This is a genomic window from Acinetobacter sp. YH12058, assembly GCF_013419805.1.
Lineage (GTDB): Bacteria > Pseudomonadota > Gammaproteobacteria > Pseudomonadales > Moraxellaceae > Acinetobacter > Acinetobacter towneri.
Window position 1 is genome coordinate 1 of record NZ_VOZL01000018.1, and the last position, 16670, is coordinate 16670.

Below are 16670 nucleotides of genomic sequence, written 5' to 3' on the forward strand. Positions count from 1 at the left end.
TTTTTCTATTTTGACTGCATCAACTACAAGACAAACATACCAACGTCCACGACTATCTTCTACGAATGTGCCTGTTTTGATATTGTATTGACTTAATCCGTAACTATCCCATAGTTTAAATTGATGCCTGCCATATTGAACATAGCCATCAGCATATTTGATTGCAACCTTTTTAAACGGTATCCAACCCAGTGAACGTCTAGCTGATTTTTTATTACTGACACGCCATTTTAGTTTTGCTTTTTTGAACTGCTTGCGTCTTGTGACCAATTCTTCTGTCACTGCCTGAATAGTTTGACTGTGCAAGTTGCATTCTTTCGATGCGCCTTTCGTGTATTTTGCAAGGTCGTATGCTGAAAAGAATTGTTGTTTACGTTGCAGATGCTTAAAACACAAATCATTGACATAATTCCAGACAAAATTTACTTCGGATGCTAACTGATTTAGCACCTTGCAATGTTTGTCTTTTATGCGTAATTTGAGTGTCTTCATCCAATTATTTTAACAGTATTTTTCTTAATAGTGACTATATTACAAGTATTTAAAACGACATTTCGTGTCGTTCATATGGTTTACTCCAGTCGCTTATATCCTCGTGCTGAACCACGAGGTTTTTCGCTCCAGTGGATAAAATCCATAAGCAAAATTTGCCAAAATCAGCACAAAGAAAAAAGAACTATAAAATGCCAACTGCTGAAAAATAGTGGGTTCTGCCCACAGCGTCACCCCAATATTAAAGCTCAATAACAGCATTGCCGCGCTATATACCCAACGATGCAAATAGCGCGAACTGAGCAAAAACATATAACTCAGGAAAAATAAAATCGCTAAAAAACTAAATAAATATTCGAGTCTTATTCCCCAAGACCAACTTAAATTCAGGAAAGTGGTATAGGCATAGGGTGCAGAAAATAAATTGTGTAATGCCAGAAAAACAATAAAAATGCCGAAAATAAAAATACGCTTGGTCTTTCCACCATTTGCAAGACTAAATGCCGAAAACATCAAGGTAAACAAACCAATACCAAGTACTGCCCCACAAATCATGGCAATACTCATCATCAAACGCTGATACTGTTGATTGATGGTGCGACTTAAACCAATTTTCATTGGATTTTTTAAACCACCTTGCAAGCTCTGAAAGCTAGACGCTTGAATGGTCAGGGTAAAATATTCACTTTCAGGAACAAAATATGCAATTCGTGGGGCATTTTCGGTTTGGTGACTACTCGCATCTACACCGACTGTGCCAACACGCACCAGTGGATCGCCATTTAAAAATACCCGATAGGCGCCATATTGGTTGGGAATCTAAATCGCAATACGTCTGCCTAGAAATTCTTTTGGAATTTGAAAGTGCCCAATAAAAGTGCCCAATAAAAGTGCCGTAAGTATTGGCATTGCCCATTAAATCTTCAAATGAAGCAGGCAATTCAACGGTATTCGATGCCAGTACCGCACTGGGTTCTTGAATCAATTGTTACGGATAAAACAACCATCGCCCAGTCAAAATACTCGATTGATCTTCAGTAAATTGAACAGAATTGAGCAGTTGTTGATGTAGATAGTAAGATTCAGGTGCAGACTCATACTGCGCCAACACACGCGGTGGTGTGAGTACACTGCACAGTAAAATTAAGAAGAGTAATGCACACTTGTGCCACATCCGAGTGAAATTCAAAAATGCAAAAGTCCTATTGTGCTTGTTTTTTAATCTAATCGTTCTTGCACTAAATTTGAAGTAAAAAATTAAGTCATTTATGCTAGACCTTACTGGCATCGGATGAATGACTTAAATTCTAGCGGTTTGGCTAAGTTGAAAGGTGTTTATTGATCGCGTGTTTTCACATCATACAATTCAATTTCAAAAATCAAATTAGAATTAGCAGGAATGATATTGCCCATTTTGCGCTCACCATAAGCCAAATGCGCGGGTACGATCAGTTTGCGTTTACCACCCACTTTCATCCCCATGATGCCTTGATCCCAGCCTTTAATGACACGACCTGTACCAATCACGGTTTCAAAATAGTTACCACGGTCTAAGGATGAATCAAACTTTGTGCCATCTTCCAACCAGCCTGTGTAATGCGTAGTAATTAAAGCGCCTTTAACCGCTTCTTTCCCCTCACCCACCACCAAATCAATAATTTCTAATTCTGCACTCATGTTCATCTCCAAATATTTACACTTCGATGTTTAAGATAATTTCCAGCTCGTGCAAGTGTTATTGCAACTGTGTCCACTCAATCTGAGCCTGTGTCTGATCGCCAATCAATGTCCATTCGCCATCCATTACATTCAACTGCAATTGCATGGTACGTTCGCATAAAGCTTGAACGGCTTCGGTACTCGCTGGCGATAGTTGCCACACTTCAACATTATTTAAAGTTTTGATTTTACTGTTACGTTTGTACCATTCATCTACCGATGAACCATAAGCAATAATCGCAACTTGCTTACAACGCGAACTGGCTTTTTTGACTTTGTCTTCATCTGGGCAACCGACTTCAATCCACTTAATTAACTGCCCTGTTAAGTCTTTTTCCCACAAAGCAGGCTCATCGGTTTCAAATAAATCTTTGGTAAATTCCAAAGCTTCATCTGCATAACGTGCGAATGCCAAAATACGCACCATCAATCGCTCAATAGTTTCAGAAGGATGCAATGCCATGGTGAGCTGATAGTCACCGTATTGATGCACATCCATATTGGCAATGTTCAAATCTGCCTTATAAATTGTCGCTTTCAGCGCCATTGTCTATTCCTAAAACTATGTTTAAATTTGCCACTAAGCATAATGGATTTTCTGTGATTTTGCTGTATCGTTTGCCCGATAACGTATAGATTTCAGTCTAGAACCGCAGCAGCATCGACCCGATACGCCAATAGTTCAGCCTCAAACTTTGCCCAATCACGCTCGCTTTGATAAATAATTTCCAACCGATTGTCTATGCCTTCATCGGTAGATTGATAATTAAATTGCTGCGGATTGAAGTTGAAACTTTTCCAACCCTGATTGGTATAAAAAATTCCTTTAATACGCAGCCAATCTTGCTGTTCACAGAGTAAATCTAATAAGAGATAAAAGTCGAATTGCCAACGTTTAGGCAATTTCCAACCTGCGACTGCATATCCTTGTGCAGTTTCGACATAGTGATATGGCAATTGTTTGATTTCTGCAGACTCTTGCAGATTTGTAGAGCTGACCTTCTGTTGCAATTTTAGCAACGGCTGAATTTTACGCTGTGTACCGACATACGGTATATCCATTTCGGTCAAAGCCAGATGACCCTGTTCTGCTTTCAACCATTTTTGCGCGTAGGCTTGATATTCCTGTTGTAGTTGTATGAGGGCTTGCTCATCTGCCGCCTGCATTTGGTCTGCATGTGACACCACAATAATTTGTGCAGCTTTGAGCTGATCGGCATACAGGTTTTGCTGCGTCCACGCCTGATCATGCAAACGCGAACCATCTACTACCGTCACCAAGGCGCGCATCGATAAATGCGTATGCCAATGTGGTTCGGTCAGTTGTTCCAAGAGTTGCGCAGGATGCCCCAAACCTGTCGGCTCGATGAATAAACGGTCAGGCTTCGCTTCGGACAATAAACGCGACAAAGCAATTTGCATAGGCAATTGGCTGCTACAACATAAGCAACCGCCCAATAATTCTTTGACTTGATAACCCTGTTGCTGAGGTAAGAGTTGTTGATCGACCCCGATTTGTCCAAATTCATTCATCAGCACCGCCCAAACTTCATGTTCTGGTTTTTGGCTGAGTAACTGTTTCAATAAGGTGGTTTTTCCTGCACCGAGAAAACCAGAAATAATATGCGTCGGGACTGCTTTTTGTGGTGCAATTAATTTCAAAATAAGCTCACTTTATTGAATTTCAAACAACTCAAGCATGCTAAGCAAGTTTAGCGATTAGTTCAATCTGAATCTAAACACACTGAAATTTATTCATTTCAGCACATCTATCACCATCATGATTTGAAAAATTCGCTTACATTTATTACGTGATGATCTGCAACTTATTTGGGGAAATACACGAGTTTTAGCCGCTTGATGTTATGTTTTATTGCCAACCACGCAATTTTATTGCGGAAAACACAGCCATTTTGATTGGATTTGACTGCATATTTAAAACAAAAATTACCAAACTACGACCTATTCATCATCATTGTGCGGTTCAAGTAACCGCCATTGTTTTGCTTTGTTGCAAGCATTGATCCCATAGCTTTGGCTCTTTAGCATGAGTTCCTGTTCAGCCCGTTCAAATCAGGTGATGACTGACTTGAACACTTTAGCCGCAATAAGTTTTTTTACTTAATGCTTGTGCTGAGCACTCCCTACTACTCATGAAAAACTTTAAATAAGGATGCCAAACCATGAAATTGACACAAATTTTACTCGCTTCAACTTTTGCTTTTGCCACTGCAACTACTTTTGCTGCAAAGGCTGAATCGACAGCAACAGAACAGGAAAAAGTGGTTGTTTCAACGCAGGAAACTGTGGCTGGACCTGCTTCAGAACAAGCTGCTGCACAACCTGCATCTGAAGCTAGCACTGAAACACCAGCAGCATCGACCCAACAACCTTAAAAAAACCGATACGTTTTAAAATGTAAATTGAATACAAAAACTGAGTTTTAAGCCACTCTCTCGCTTTACTCAGTTTTTGTTTATCTACAAAGCCAATCAATATTGCCTTGGACAAAATTAAAAAATAGGCACAAAAAAACCTGTCTACAATTGCAAACAGGTTTTCAGCTAAATTTGATGAAAACTTAGGTTTTTTCAGTTTTCTTATAAATACTGCAAGATGGATGATGATTTTCTTGCAAACGCGCAACTTTGCGTTGCTCCGCTGCTTCAAAGCGGCATCGTTTCCAGTCGTTGTCTAATTTCAACGCAGGGATTTGTTTTGGTTTACCATTTTCATCCACTGCAACCATAGTGAAGTAACAGCTGTTGGTATGGCGCACTGTACGCTTTTGGATATTTTGTGCTTCTACACGAATCCCAATTTCCATTGAAGTACGACCGACATGGTTCACACTAGCAAGGAAAGTCACCAATTCACCCACATGAATCGGCTCTTTAAAGTTCACTTTATCAACCGAAAGAGTCACCACATAACTACCCGAATAGCGGCTTGCACATGCATACGCCACTTGGTCTAATAGTTTTAAAATTGTTCCACCATGTACATTCCCTGAGAAATTTGCCATGTCGGGTGTCATTAACACGGTCATGGTTAATTCTGACTGGTCATCTAACACTGGGGCAATTTGATCTAATGGTGACATCGCGTTCTCTAGACTCTTTTAAAGACAGTAAGATATGAGCGTATTATTATATCGCGTTTATAAAAGTTTGAATGTTCATTTCGGCAACAACTGCATCATTATTATTTATATTGTTTATGATAACATTTATTTAAAATTATAAGACTAAAGACTAAGACTCCCAAGCTGTTATTTTTTAATCCATTTCTGATTTTTTAGAATATTTGTTCAAATTGAATATTACGTGAATCCCCCTGATTCAAGTGTTCAAAAAACAATCTAAAATCTTTTATTCAATGGATTATTCAAGCAAATTTCGGCGAATTTACACGAAAAAAAGTTCAATTTCCCCGTAAATTTTCAAACTTCGCTGCGACATTTAAACCAAGCGCAGCATTTCCTGCGACACATTGCTATAAGTCAAAGTTTGTTCGGTACTCAGTGCAGCTTCAATCACATAAGAACCATCTGGATTAATCATCGTCACTGTAAAAATAACTTGCTCCATAGTGGCAAGTTTCACCTGCTGTCCAATTTCAAAGCCGTGCATGAAGTATCCCCTCGATTTTTTATAAAGTTTTAAAGTCCTGAAGCACAAAAGTTAGGCTGTCTTGGAAGCATGTTCAATTGGTAAACTGCTTAAAAAACGAATTCAGTAAATGCTACATAGAATAAATGGAAACGGTGCGAAAGAACACGCTAAAAAATTGATTTTAAGTCTAAATACCTCATCTCAGTATTTAGATATCTTTAGGGTATCTTTATTTTTAAACTATAATATCAAATACTTACAAAGAATAAATCTAAGCAATCTAACATTAAAGTTATTTTTATCAAGCACCTAATTAGACTTAAGTTAAATCTGTTGATTTCATTGAATTGACCTAAATGAAGGATCTGGACAGCTATTTAAACTGTCCATAAAGCCCAAAAGTATTACTCACTTTATAGTCTACAATTCTATGCCCATGCGCATAATGATGCTGTTGATAGACCTGATCAATTTTATTTAATTGCGCTGCAGTTGCTTCTGCGCCTGCCAACATGGTCGCTTCGCGCCCTTTCACATCAAAAATATGGGCTTTTTCACGTAAATCGGGTTGAATGACCACATCTGCCAGTTTCAATTCTTCATTGGCCAAATGCTTTTGCATAATATTAATATTTTGGTTAAACAATCCCCACACATTACTGGTTTCAGTATGAATAGGCTGCGCCAAAATATTCACGGCAATCACAATATCTGCCCCTAAATCGCGTGCAACCTTGACAGGTACAGGGCTCACTAAACCACCATCGACATATTCATGTTCTGCAATTTTAGTAGGTACAAACATACTTGGGATAGACACTGACGCACGCACCGCTTGACCCGTATTGCCATAATTAAATACAACTTTTTTGCCTTCTTTTAATTCAGTCGCCACCACGTACATCGGGATTTTAAATTGCTCCAAACGGAGTTGATCGACTTGTGCATTGACATAATTTTCAACTTTTTTACCATCAAAAAAGCCTTTTAAATCTAAAGTCACATCCCGCACATCATTGGCTTTCATATTCATGGCAATTTCACGTAATTGCTGTGCATTTTTACCACTGGCATAAATTGAACCGACAATGCTGCCTGCGCTGCTGCCCACAATAAAATCAGGATGAATACCGTACTGCTCAAGTACTTCAATCACCCCAATATGTGCATAACCACGTGCGCCACCACTGCCCAAAACCAAGGCGACAACTGGACGTTTTTTTTGTTGTTTTAACTGACGAAAATCAATTTGATTCAGGCGCGACTCTGCTTCAACCACGGGCTGCGACTCAAGTAAAGTTTGAGTCGAAAATTGCTGCTGTGATGGCACTGCCTGACATCCCACCATCAATAATGCTGTAAGAGATACATACCCAATTTTCATAATGACCTTCTTGAATCCATAGGTTTCAGTCGATATTTCACCGCCAATCGTGACAAGGTTGATCAGCTAACTTGATACAGCAACCCTCTTAACGTCAACAGTTATGCTCTCTGTTTTTACCTTGCATGAGCGCCCATAGTCTATCTATTATTTTAACCGATCCTTGTAGTAATTCGTTAAACTGTCACGTCTAGCGACTACAGTGGCGCACAAGTCGAATCTGTCTAAAATTATATGCCAACACCTTCTTATTCCTTATTATTCTGGATTTTTCTGCAATTAGGCTGTCTGTCTTTTGGGGGGCCTGCAGCGCATTTGGTGTTTTTCCATCAGCGTTTTGTGCAACAACTCAAATGGCTAGATGAATCCCAGTATTCACAAATTGTCGCACTTGCACAACTCTTACCTGGCCCAACTAGTAGTCAGGTGGGGTTAGCGATTGGTTATTTGCAAAAAGGCTATTGGGGTGCAGTCCTAGCGTGGTTGGGTTTCACCCTACCTTCAGCGTTGTTTATGGCTTTGGTTGCAGTTTTGGGACATCAATATTTAGATGTACTGTCGTCAAATAGCTTTCACAGTATTCAACTGATCGTATTGGCCGTGGTGGCTTGGGCATTTTGGCAAATGTTGCGTAGTTTTTGTAAAACGGTTTGGCAATATGCCTTAATGTTTGCTTCTGCCCTATTTATTTATCTGGTGCCATTGAGCTTCAATCAAGTTTTAGTGATTCTGATTGCAGCTTGTTTTGGCATTTGGATGGCGAAACGCGCAGCACCAACTGCTGCACAATCATCCACCAATACAACGGCGACAGATACGCATTTTACTGCGGCACATTTACTCAAACATCGTCGTTATGCTGTATTTTGGGCGGTACTATTTGTTGCACCCTTTATTGTGCTGTCAGGTCTAAACTGGCTACAACCTCATTTACTCTATGCAGCTAATTTAAGTTTCTATCAAGCCGCATCTTTGGTCTTTGGCGGTGGGCATGTCATTTTGCCTTTATTGCATCAAGATTTTGTTAGCACAGGCTTAGTCAGTGCAGAACAGTTCGATTTGGGTTATGCCATGGCGCAATTGGTGCCTGGCCCACTGTTCAGCTTTGCAACATATTTGGGCAGTTTGATTCCAATGACAGAATCAACGCTGCTGAATACGACTTTAGCCACGTTGGCGATTTTTCTGCCGTCTTTCTTTTTGGTATTTGCGACCTTGCCTTATTGGTCTTGGTTAATGCAGCAAGCCTATATCCGTCATGCGGTAACAGGTATTAATGCAGCTGTAGTCGGTTTGCTGCTGTATATGGTGCTCGAAATGGCACAGCGTTATATTTTGAGTATTGCTGATCTGCTGTTTATTGTTTTGGTGATTGGATTATTAAAATCCAAACTACCTGTTTGGCTCAGTCTAATTAATAGTTTCCTGGTCTATACAGCATTCTTGCATTTCATGGCTTAAATGAAAAATGCTACAGATCAAATAAAAATGCCAGTTCAATTGAACTGGCATTTTTTGTGGATGACTGAATCAAGCCTGAATGCTTTGGAGCTTAGCCACCAAAGAATTTTAGAATAGATTGAATCACCGCAACGTTAATTAAATCGACAAAGAATGCACCACACAGCGGCACAATCAAGAATGCTTTATAAGAGGGGCCATACATATTGGTAATGGCTTGCATATTAGCAACCGCGGTAGGTGTTGCTCCCATCCCAAAACCACAGTGCCCTGCGGCCAATACCGCTGCATCGTAGTTTTTACCCATAATGCGGAACGTGATAAAAGCCGCATATAACGCCATGGTGATGGTTTGCGCACCTAAAATCACCATCAACGGACCTGCTAAATCTGCCAATTGCCACAATTTAAGCGACAACAAAGCCATCGCCAAATATAAAGACAACGACGCATTTCCAAACACATCAATCGCACGGTCAAAAATATTGACTTTAAAAATACTTTCCAAGACATTACGCAGAATCACACCGCCCGCCAATGCCCAAACGAAAGTTGGCAATTCAAACATAGTACCTTTGGCAGCGCCCGTCATAAACTCGGCAAATGCCAAACACGCTGCAAATAAACCCAAAGTGGTAATGGCATTATCTGCTGTGATTAAACGCACCTGATGCGGATATTCAAATGGAATAAACTCATTAGAGTCTTGATCTGCAGGCGTATTGTCACGTTTTTCAATTTGTTCTTCAGTACGTGGTACGGCCAATTGATGACGGTTGATTAAGGTTTTGGCTAAAGGGCCACCAATCAAACCACCAATGATCAAACCAAAGGTTGCACTGGCCATACCTAATGCCAACGCCCCTTGAATACCATACTGGGTTTCAAAAATTTCGCCCCACGCACCCGCAGTACCATGACCACCCGTTAAGGTAACTGAACCTGCAATTAAACCAATTAGTGGATCAATACCTAACAATGTTGCAAGACTAATGCCGACAAAGTTTTGCAGCACAATAAATGTGGAAATTGCAATCAAGAAAATAATTAAACCAATTCCGCCCTGACGCAATTTTGTAAAGTTCGCGCTTAAACCAATCGAGGCGAAGAAAATCAGCATAAAACTAGTTTGTAATGCGCTACTGATGGTAATGCTATAACCCCAAAATTGATGCACCAACAATGAAACAATTGCGGCAACCAAACCACCTGCAACAGGTTCAGGAATATTATAGCGTTTTAAAAAATCAATTTTATTGACTAAAAGTCGCCCTAAGAGCAGGACGATGACCGCAGCAATCAGCGTATAAAACGCATTAAAAGTAAATTCCATGGCAATATCCATATAGTGATTGCAAATTATTTTTAGCCTAAAGTGTGTCCATACATGCCAGCCCAATTTTGCTGAGCATGTCTTCACGCTACATCAACTAAAAAAAGCTGCAATATAAAGAATGTAAAACAGTATCGAATTTGACCGATGTTTAAGAGGTATGCATTTCGCTCAGCCAACCCATCCTTTGGTTTCACTCAAGCATTATGATCTGCGTTTGCCTAGAACAGAAGAAAAGAAAGACAAAAGACAGCAATTTCACTTTCGGGGTGACTTCTAGTGCAAACAACTGAAACGGCTTAACACTGAGAGGTAATCTCATATAAGCTCCAAGATATCTGAGGTGGATAAATACCTTGCGATAAAGATATTCAATCACTTGATAAAAAACAGCAAGATTAAAGGTCGAACATTATGCATTTTTTTTGACAAAAAGCTGCTATTTTCTGCGTTATTTCTATAAATTTTATTGATTGTTTTCAACTATAAGTGCAAGTTACAGCATTTTATAAAAGTGAATAAAATTTAAGTTACTGAATTAATATCATAAATTTCAGACATAAAAAACAGAGCTTAAAATTAAGCTCTGTTTTGGATTTTGCTCAAAAGTAGCGACTTAGAAGCTATAACGCGCCATAAAGCCTACGCGGTCATCACTGAATTTTTGACCTTTGAAAGTTTCACGCTCACCGTTGATATATTCAATACCTAAATCGACTGGTTTTACAGGTGAATAGATAAAGTTAATCCATGCTTGTTGTACTTTCTCGTTAGCACCATCATTTAAACGTGCATAGTCTGTACCATCATCAGAAAATAATGCACCATAAGCTAGAGTTGAACGCAGTTGTGGTGAGAACTTATATGTAATACCTGTTTGAACAGCAATTGATTCATTTTGCTCAATGTTGTTATTAGCATCTAAAGTAAAAGCAGCATTGCTACCATACAAATGATTGTTATGTCCTTTTACATAAGTTACGTCAGCTGAGACTTTCAGTGGCTCGGAAATTTGGTAGTTCGTACCTAAAGCTGCACCCCAACCCGTTTTATCATCACCACCCGTACTAGCTTTGTAATGCTCAACCAAGGCACGAGCTGAAGCTAAACCCTTACCTTCCGCAAAGCCTTGAGTGACTTTTGCGGTTAATGTTGGCACTCGATAAGTTACACTACTACCGTCTGCAGTACTATTACCTTCTTCAGCAGATACAAATAATTGCGTTGCAGGTGCTAGTTTTTGACTATAACGTACTTGCGGCACGCGTGATGACCCCCCCATACCACCAATGTTTGTATGGAAATCAATCATTTCTGGTGCATGTACTGAAGCAAAGCTTGAAGTTGTTTGACCAAATAGCCAATTGTTTAAAGTCAAATATGCATGACGGATACGTAAGTTATCAGTTGCACTTGCGAAATCAACTTCGATTTTACCGCCTACTTTGTTATCACCGACTGGTGTATTAAAGTCCAAACCTAAGCGAGTCACTTTCCCTGTCGCTCGCAACTTATCTTTTACATTATTTTCGCTTAAATGCGCACGGTTAAAGTCATTATCACCACCTTCAATAATATAGTTTGCATCACCACGTACAAAACCATAAATTGAAACATCTGCACCAGATTTAGACTTTAAGCTGCTTAATGCACTTGCAGGTGCAGCAGGCTTCGCCTGTTGTACTTGGGCAATTTGAGTTTGCTGCTGTTGTTGTACTTGCTGTTGTTGCTGAATTAACGATTTCAACGCTTCAACTTCTTGACGAAGTTCTTGAATTTGTTGTTGCTCAGTTTTTGCTGCGTGTGCAGTACCTACCATTAAAGTTGTAACAGCAATAGCTAAACCTTTGATCATAAACTGACCGTTGAGTAATTGACTCATTCATTTCTCCAAAATAAAACAACGCTGCATCCGTGCATGATGATTTTGTTCGTCATCTATCGATTTCACATCGAATTATAAAAATGGCTTAAAAATCAAAACACTTTTGCCAAATAGTCCAAGACACCCAAATATTTAAAATATTACAATTTGTGTCATTTATTACAGGCTTCAATCTATCAAGTTATGACGTTTATTAAAATCAGTTTTCCCGAATAAGAAATCATAATTAATCATAATTATAGATTTAAACAATTAAACCATATAAAATTCAATACTTTAAATAGGTGGATTATTCAAGTATTTACACCACCATTAGACTATTGTATATATTTCAGTTCTGTCTAAAAGCCCGATTTTTTCGAAAAAAATCACCATTTGAAAAAGTATTGACCCCAACTCAATCTGATTGAGGTTGCAAAATATGAAAAACGGCAAACATCCCAAACCCAATAAATAGCAGCATTAATACAGCCATATTCAGCAAAGCACTGCCTGTTAAAAAGTTGAGTAACACTCCACCAATCAAGCCACAAAAGAATTGCACACTGCCCATGACCGCACTGGCTGTTCCTGCACGTGCGCCTTGTTTTGCCATAGCTAGTGCCATGGCATTCGGGCCTGTAAAACCAATCCCAGACACGGCAAGAAATAAACCGACCATCACCAATGCCAAAGGTGCATACCCCAAACTACCTGCAAGCAGTAGAATGACCGCACCACTCAGTTGAATGATGCTGCCCAATTTTAAGCGTTGCAGCACACCCAATTTGCCACTGATTTTTTTATTCAAAGCCGAAAACAACATAATACCAATCGCATTGGCACCAAACACATAAGCAAAAGCCGTTTCACTCAAGCCATATTGATCCATCATGACCGCACTTGAACCGCTGATATAACAAAATAATGCCCCACCTGTCAGACAGCCTGCCAACATTGGAAAACGAAAATCACGATCTTTTAAAATGGCAAAATACAAGGTCAGGACTTGCTGAAAGTTCAAATTTAAACGACGTTCTTTCGCCAAAGTTTCTTTAAAAAAGAAGTGCACACATAAACAGCAAATAATTCCAACGCAGGTCAGCACTACAAAAATAGCTTGCCAATTCATCCATCTAAGTACCCATGCCCCCAGCGTAGGTGCAATAATGGGCGCAATGGTCATCACAATCATCATACTCGAAAAAGCTTGAGCGGATGTTTGCAAATCCAAGCGATCACGAATAGCTGCTCGTGCAATTACCACACCCACACAGCCACCCAAAGCCTGCAAAATACGTGCAGCAATCAGTCCCCATTCATTTTGTGCAAACACACACAACATACTGGCGAGTGAAAATAGTGCCAAGCCAAAATATAAAGGCGGCTTACGTCCAATCCGATCACTCAGCGGCCCGTAAATCAGTTGACCCAATGCCAAACCTAAAAAGTAGGCAGGCAAACTGTTTGCGACCATTTGGGTCGATACGCCAAACTCGCTTGCCATAACGGGCAAGGCAGGCAAATACATATCAATCGATAAAGGCCCAAGCGAAGTCAATAACGCCAACAATAAAATCCACGCAGTCGAATATTGCCGCATGTTGGGTTGTTGCGCAGATGGTGGCGTACTGCTTGAACTTGGCAGCGTTTTCGATATGCTCATATTTTATGATGAAATGACAGATGTACAGACAAGCTTACACGCTCCATAGTATGATTTGTTGTGATCAAAGATGAATTTTCACATATTAGGTACTCTAAACATCTCATCTACAGTTACAATGTACGCAAACCTTCATCTTGCAGCATAAATCTCTGTTTAGACAGAAAAGTTTACTTAAAGGAATGATGTTGAAACCTTGGCTGATAAAGCTCAAACAAGCGACCTATAACACCACATTTATGTATAACATCCGCATGCTCATTGCATTTGCGGGAACTGCTTTTGTTCCCTATTTTATGGGGATTCAGCTTGCCACTATTCCTTTAACTTTAGGTGTGCTTGCCGCAGGTTTGAGTGATATTGATGACCGTTTTTCGGTGCGTATTGTCAATCAGCTCTATACCTATATTGGTTTCTTTGTTACCGCCACATCAATTCAGTTTTTATTTCCGCATCCTATTTTATTTGCTACAGGCTTAATCCTGTCGTGTATTGTCTTAATTTTGCTCGGTTCGCTCGGACGACGTTATGCCACCATTTCTTATGGCTGTTTGGTGGTGTCAGTCTATTCCATGCTTGGCGTCAACCTATTTGATGACTGGTACATGCAGCCGCTGCTTTTGGTTTCGGGCGCAATTTGGTACGGCTTAATTTCGACCATCAGCTTTTTACTGTTCCCTGTTCGTGCCTTACAAGACAAACTTTCACTCAGTTATTCTTCTTTGGGTGATTTTTTATTTGCCAAATCAAATCTATTTGATGTGGATATGACTGCACCGAGTTATCAACAAAGCATCATTGATTTATCACTTGAAAATGGCAAATTAATTGCGATTTTTAACGACTTAAAAACCGCTTTACTGACCCGTTTAAAAGGTGACCGCGGGCAAAAAGATACCCGACGTAGCTTACAGTATTACTTTGTCGCACAAGACATTCACGAACGTGCCGACTCTGCACATATTGATTATCAAAAACTGGCGAAAATATTTCAGCACAGCGATATTTTATTTCGCTTCCAGCGTATTTTGTCGATTCAAGGCAAAGCCTGTAAAGATTTAAGCGAAAGCATTTTGCATCGTAAACCTTATGTGCATAACAAGCGTTTTAAACATGCTTTTGAAAATCTTAAACAGTCTTTAGAAAAACTGCGCAGTGAACAGCAATATGACCAAGTCTGGATTAATGCATTGTTTGCCCTATACCAAAACCTGAAATCTATTGATGCTCAATTGCGTAACCTTGAAACCGAACGCAATATTAAACTGGATAAATCAAAACATATTGAACAACAACTGAAAGATGACGACTTAAAAAGTTGGGATGATATTGTCATTCGGATCAAGCAGCATTTAACCCCAGAATCGGTCTTGTTCCGCCACGCCATTCGTTTGTCGATTGTACTATTGATTGGCTATATTTTTGTGCAAGTCACCAATATTCAATATGGCTACTGGATTTTACTGACCGCCCTGTTTGTGATGCAGCCCAACTTTAACACCACCAAACGACGTTTACGTTTGCGTATTATTGGGACGTTGGCAGGGATTGTAGTCGGCTACACCATTTTATATTTTGTACCATCTGTAGAAGGACAATTACTGGTTTTAGTGATTAGTGGCATGTTGTTCTTTGAATTGCGTAGTAAACAATATGCACAAGCCACTGCCTTTATGACCATTTTGGCGCTGATGAACTTTAACCTAGAGGGTTTAGGCTATGCTGCAGCCGTACCACGTATGGTCGATACCTTAATTGGTTGTGCGCTAGCATGGTTTGGCGTGAGTTTTATCTTCCCCGATTGGAAATTCCGTCGTTTATCACGCACGATTCGCCGCTCACTCACCGCGCAATGTGGCTATTTGGCAGAAGTGATTGAGCAATATAAAAATGGACGCAATAACGGCTTGAATTATCGTGTGGTGCGCCGTGCTGCTCATAATACCGATGCAGAAGTTGCTTCACTGATTTCAACACTCGCCACCGAACCTGATTTTGACCCCAATCAAAAAGCTCAAGCCTTTGAGTTCTTGTGTCTAAATCACACCTTTATTAGCTATATTGCTGCACTTGGTGCACATCGTGACAAAATTGATGATCAGGAAGTCTTGCAACTGCTCGATCAAGCAATGGACGATATTCAAGGTGCTTTACTGAAAGATGAAACGCCAGATTTAAGTGCACACAACATGTTGCAAACCATTCGTCAGCGTTTAAGCCAAAACAAAGAAGAAGATCAAAAATCATTAATTATTTTGCAGCAATTATCTTTGATGATGAGTATCTTGCAGCAATTAAGTCGCTTAAAACAAAGTTTAAGCCACGAACATGATCAAGATGCAACGGAACTGGCGTCTTTATAAACAATCCTGCAAACGGTCAGTGCCTACTTATTCGCCCTAAGCTGCACAAGTATTCACCGACCTTAGCATGATTTTGCGACAATATACTCACTGCATGACAGCAATTAATGCTAAACTTTTTATAGTTTTAAATTTGTTAGTTTCACTATGACCGCGAAAAGTTTATACGCCTATACCCTACAGCCTGTGATCTACGAAGTTTCTGAAGAAGAACAACGTCACGCACAACTGGTAATTTGGCGCAGTACCAATAAAATTGGCATGAAAGCATGGATTATTATGGGTGTGATTGTTGCCCTTTCCATTTTAGGCATTCTGCTATTAAAAAATTATTCGACAATTTTCTGCTGGGTTGCCATTGTCTGTGTGGTGCTCTACCTGCTCGTGCGTAAATACGGCTTGGAATGGTACGTTAAGCGAAAAATGAATGAATTTCCTGTTCAAGAAATTAAAGGGATTCGTTTAGGCGTACAGCCGCACGGTATCGTGATGCGTCAGCAAATGGGCGCTCAAGAAGGCGTGGGTGCAATTGGCTGGAAAGATGTGTATGAATGGTACAATACCCCTGAGTTTATCTTGATGAACTTCAAAGTAAAAGGTCAGCAAGGTGCTTATATTCTGCCTAAGCGTATGGACAGCAAGAACTTTTCGTTCAACACCATTCGCAAGCATTTGACTGAAGCTGCAGGCGAAGCCAAGCAAATCTAAATATCCCTATTTAAAAATAAACCTCTATCCCCTGTGATGGAGGTTTTTTTTGATTAAAATTAAAAC

The 16670-nt window shown here is 39.8% G+C and carries 15 protein-coding genes and 1 pseudogene; 4 read left to right on the plus strand and 12 right to left on the minus strand.

The genetic code is table 11. The features are described 5' to 3' along the window. From FTU09_RS10510 to FTU09_RS10535, 6 genes and pseudogenes are all read right to left on the minus strand, one after another. Positions 1-492, minus strand: a pseudogene (locus FTU09_RS10510) (RNA-guided endonuclease TnpB family protein); the annotation flags it as partial. 93 nt (positions 493-585) lie between these two features. Next, complete coding sequence (locus FTU09_RS10515) at positions 586-1260, minus strand: hypothetical protein (RefSeq protein ID WP_180080240.1); 675 nt, start codon at positions 1258-1260, stop codon at positions 586-588. Between the two features lie 220 nt (positions 1261-1480). Then, positions 1481-1681 (minus strand): hypothetical protein, encoded by a 201-nt coding sequence (locus FTU09_RS10520; RefSeq protein ID WP_180080243.1) that lies wholly within the window; start codon positions 1679-1681, stop codon positions 1481-1483. A 146-nt stretch (positions 1682-1827) separates the two neighbouring features. Then, entirely contained in the window at positions 1828-2169 is a 342-nt protein-coding gene (locus FTU09_RS10525; protein ID WP_004977304.1) for an FKBP-type peptidyl-prolyl cis-trans isomerase, read from the minus strand. A gap of 58 nt (positions 2170-2227) precedes the next feature. Then, on the minus strand, positions 2228-2758 hold the full coding sequence (locus tag FTU09_RS10530) for a YaeQ family protein (RefSeq protein WP_131262033.1): 531 nt from the start codon (positions 2756-2758) through the stop codon (positions 2228-2230). 92 nt (positions 2759-2850) lie between these two features. Further along, positions 2851-3873 carry a GTP-binding protein gene (locus FTU09_RS10535; RefSeq protein ID WP_180080247.1) on the minus strand — a complete coding sequence of 341 codons (1023 nt, stop codon included), beginning with the start codon at positions 3871-3873 and terminating at the stop codon, positions 2851-2853. A 521-nt stretch (positions 3874-4394) separates the two neighbouring features. Here FTU09_RS10535 and FTU09_RS10540 point away from each other — a divergent pair. Next, positions 4395-4607, plus strand: a complete 213-nt coding sequence (locus FTU09_RS10540) for a hypothetical protein (RefSeq protein ID WP_096901473.1) — start codon at positions 4395-4397, stop codon at positions 4605-4607. Positions 4608-4792: 185 nt separating this feature from the next. Here FTU09_RS10540 and FTU09_RS10545 read toward each other — a convergent pair whose 3' ends face one another. The 3 genes from FTU09_RS10545 to FTU09_RS10555 form a co-directional block, all read right to left on the minus strand. Further along, positions 4793-5314: an acyl-CoA thioesterase gene (locus FTU09_RS10545; RefSeq protein WP_019837477.1), complete on the minus strand. Its 522-nt coding sequence runs from the start codon at positions 5312-5314 to the stop codon at positions 4793-4795. A 358-nt stretch (positions 5315-5672) separates the two neighbouring features. Beyond that, positions 5673-5843: a hypothetical protein gene (locus FTU09_RS10550; protein WP_004977313.1), complete on the minus strand. Its 171-nt coding sequence runs from the start codon at positions 5841-5843 to the stop codon at positions 5673-5675. A gap of 355 nt (positions 5844-6198) precedes the next feature. After that, a complete protein-coding gene (locus FTU09_RS10555) occupies positions 6199-7173 on the minus strand; it encodes a patatin-like phospholipase family protein (RefSeq protein WP_165492535.1) in 975 nt (324 codons plus the stop codon). 270 nt (positions 7174-7443) lie between these two features. On the opposite strand from FTU09_RS10555, the gene chrA reads away from it, so the two are divergent. Beyond that, on the plus strand, positions 7444-8670 hold the full coding sequence (gene chrA / locus FTU09_RS10560) for a chromate efflux transporter (protein WP_180080250.1): 1227 nt from the start codon (positions 7444-7446) through the stop codon (positions 8668-8670). A gap of 91 nt (positions 8671-8761) precedes the next feature. Here the strand turns inward: chrA and gltS are convergent, their stop codons facing one another. The 3 genes from gltS to FTU09_RS10575 form a co-directional block, all read right to left on the minus strand. Beyond that, positions 8762-10003, minus strand: coding sequence for a sodium/glutamate symporter (gene gltS / locus FTU09_RS10565; RefSeq protein WP_180080253.1), 1242 nt, complete (start codon positions 10001-10003; stop codon positions 8762-8764). A gap of 616 nt (positions 10004-10619) precedes the next feature. Beyond that, positions 10620-11885, minus strand: coding sequence for a DcaP family trimeric outer membrane transporter (locus FTU09_RS10570; protein ID WP_180008760.1), 1266 nt, complete (start codon positions 11883-11885; stop codon positions 10620-10622). A gap of 400 nt (positions 11886-12285) precedes the next feature. Then, positions 12286-13470 (minus strand): multidrug effflux MFS transporter, encoded by a 1185-nt coding sequence (locus FTU09_RS10575; RefSeq protein WP_180080285.1) that lies wholly within the window; start codon positions 13468-13470, stop codon positions 12286-12288. 251 nt (positions 13471-13721) lie between these two features. Between FTU09_RS10575 and yccS the strand changes: the two genes are divergently transcribed. Together yccS and FTU09_RS10585 are read left to right on the plus strand one after the other, a co-directional pair. Further along, positions 13722-15896, plus strand: coding sequence for a YccS family putative transporter (gene yccS / locus FTU09_RS10580; RefSeq protein ID WP_026438465.1), 2175 nt, complete (start codon positions 13722-13724; stop codon positions 15894-15896). A 147-nt stretch (positions 15897-16043) separates the two neighbouring features. Continuing rightward, positions 16044-16604, plus strand: coding sequence for a YcxB family protein (locus tag FTU09_RS10585; RefSeq protein WP_004977388.1), 561 nt, complete (start codon positions 16044-16046; stop codon positions 16602-16604). The last annotated feature ends 66 nt before the right edge of the window (positions 16605-16670 follow it).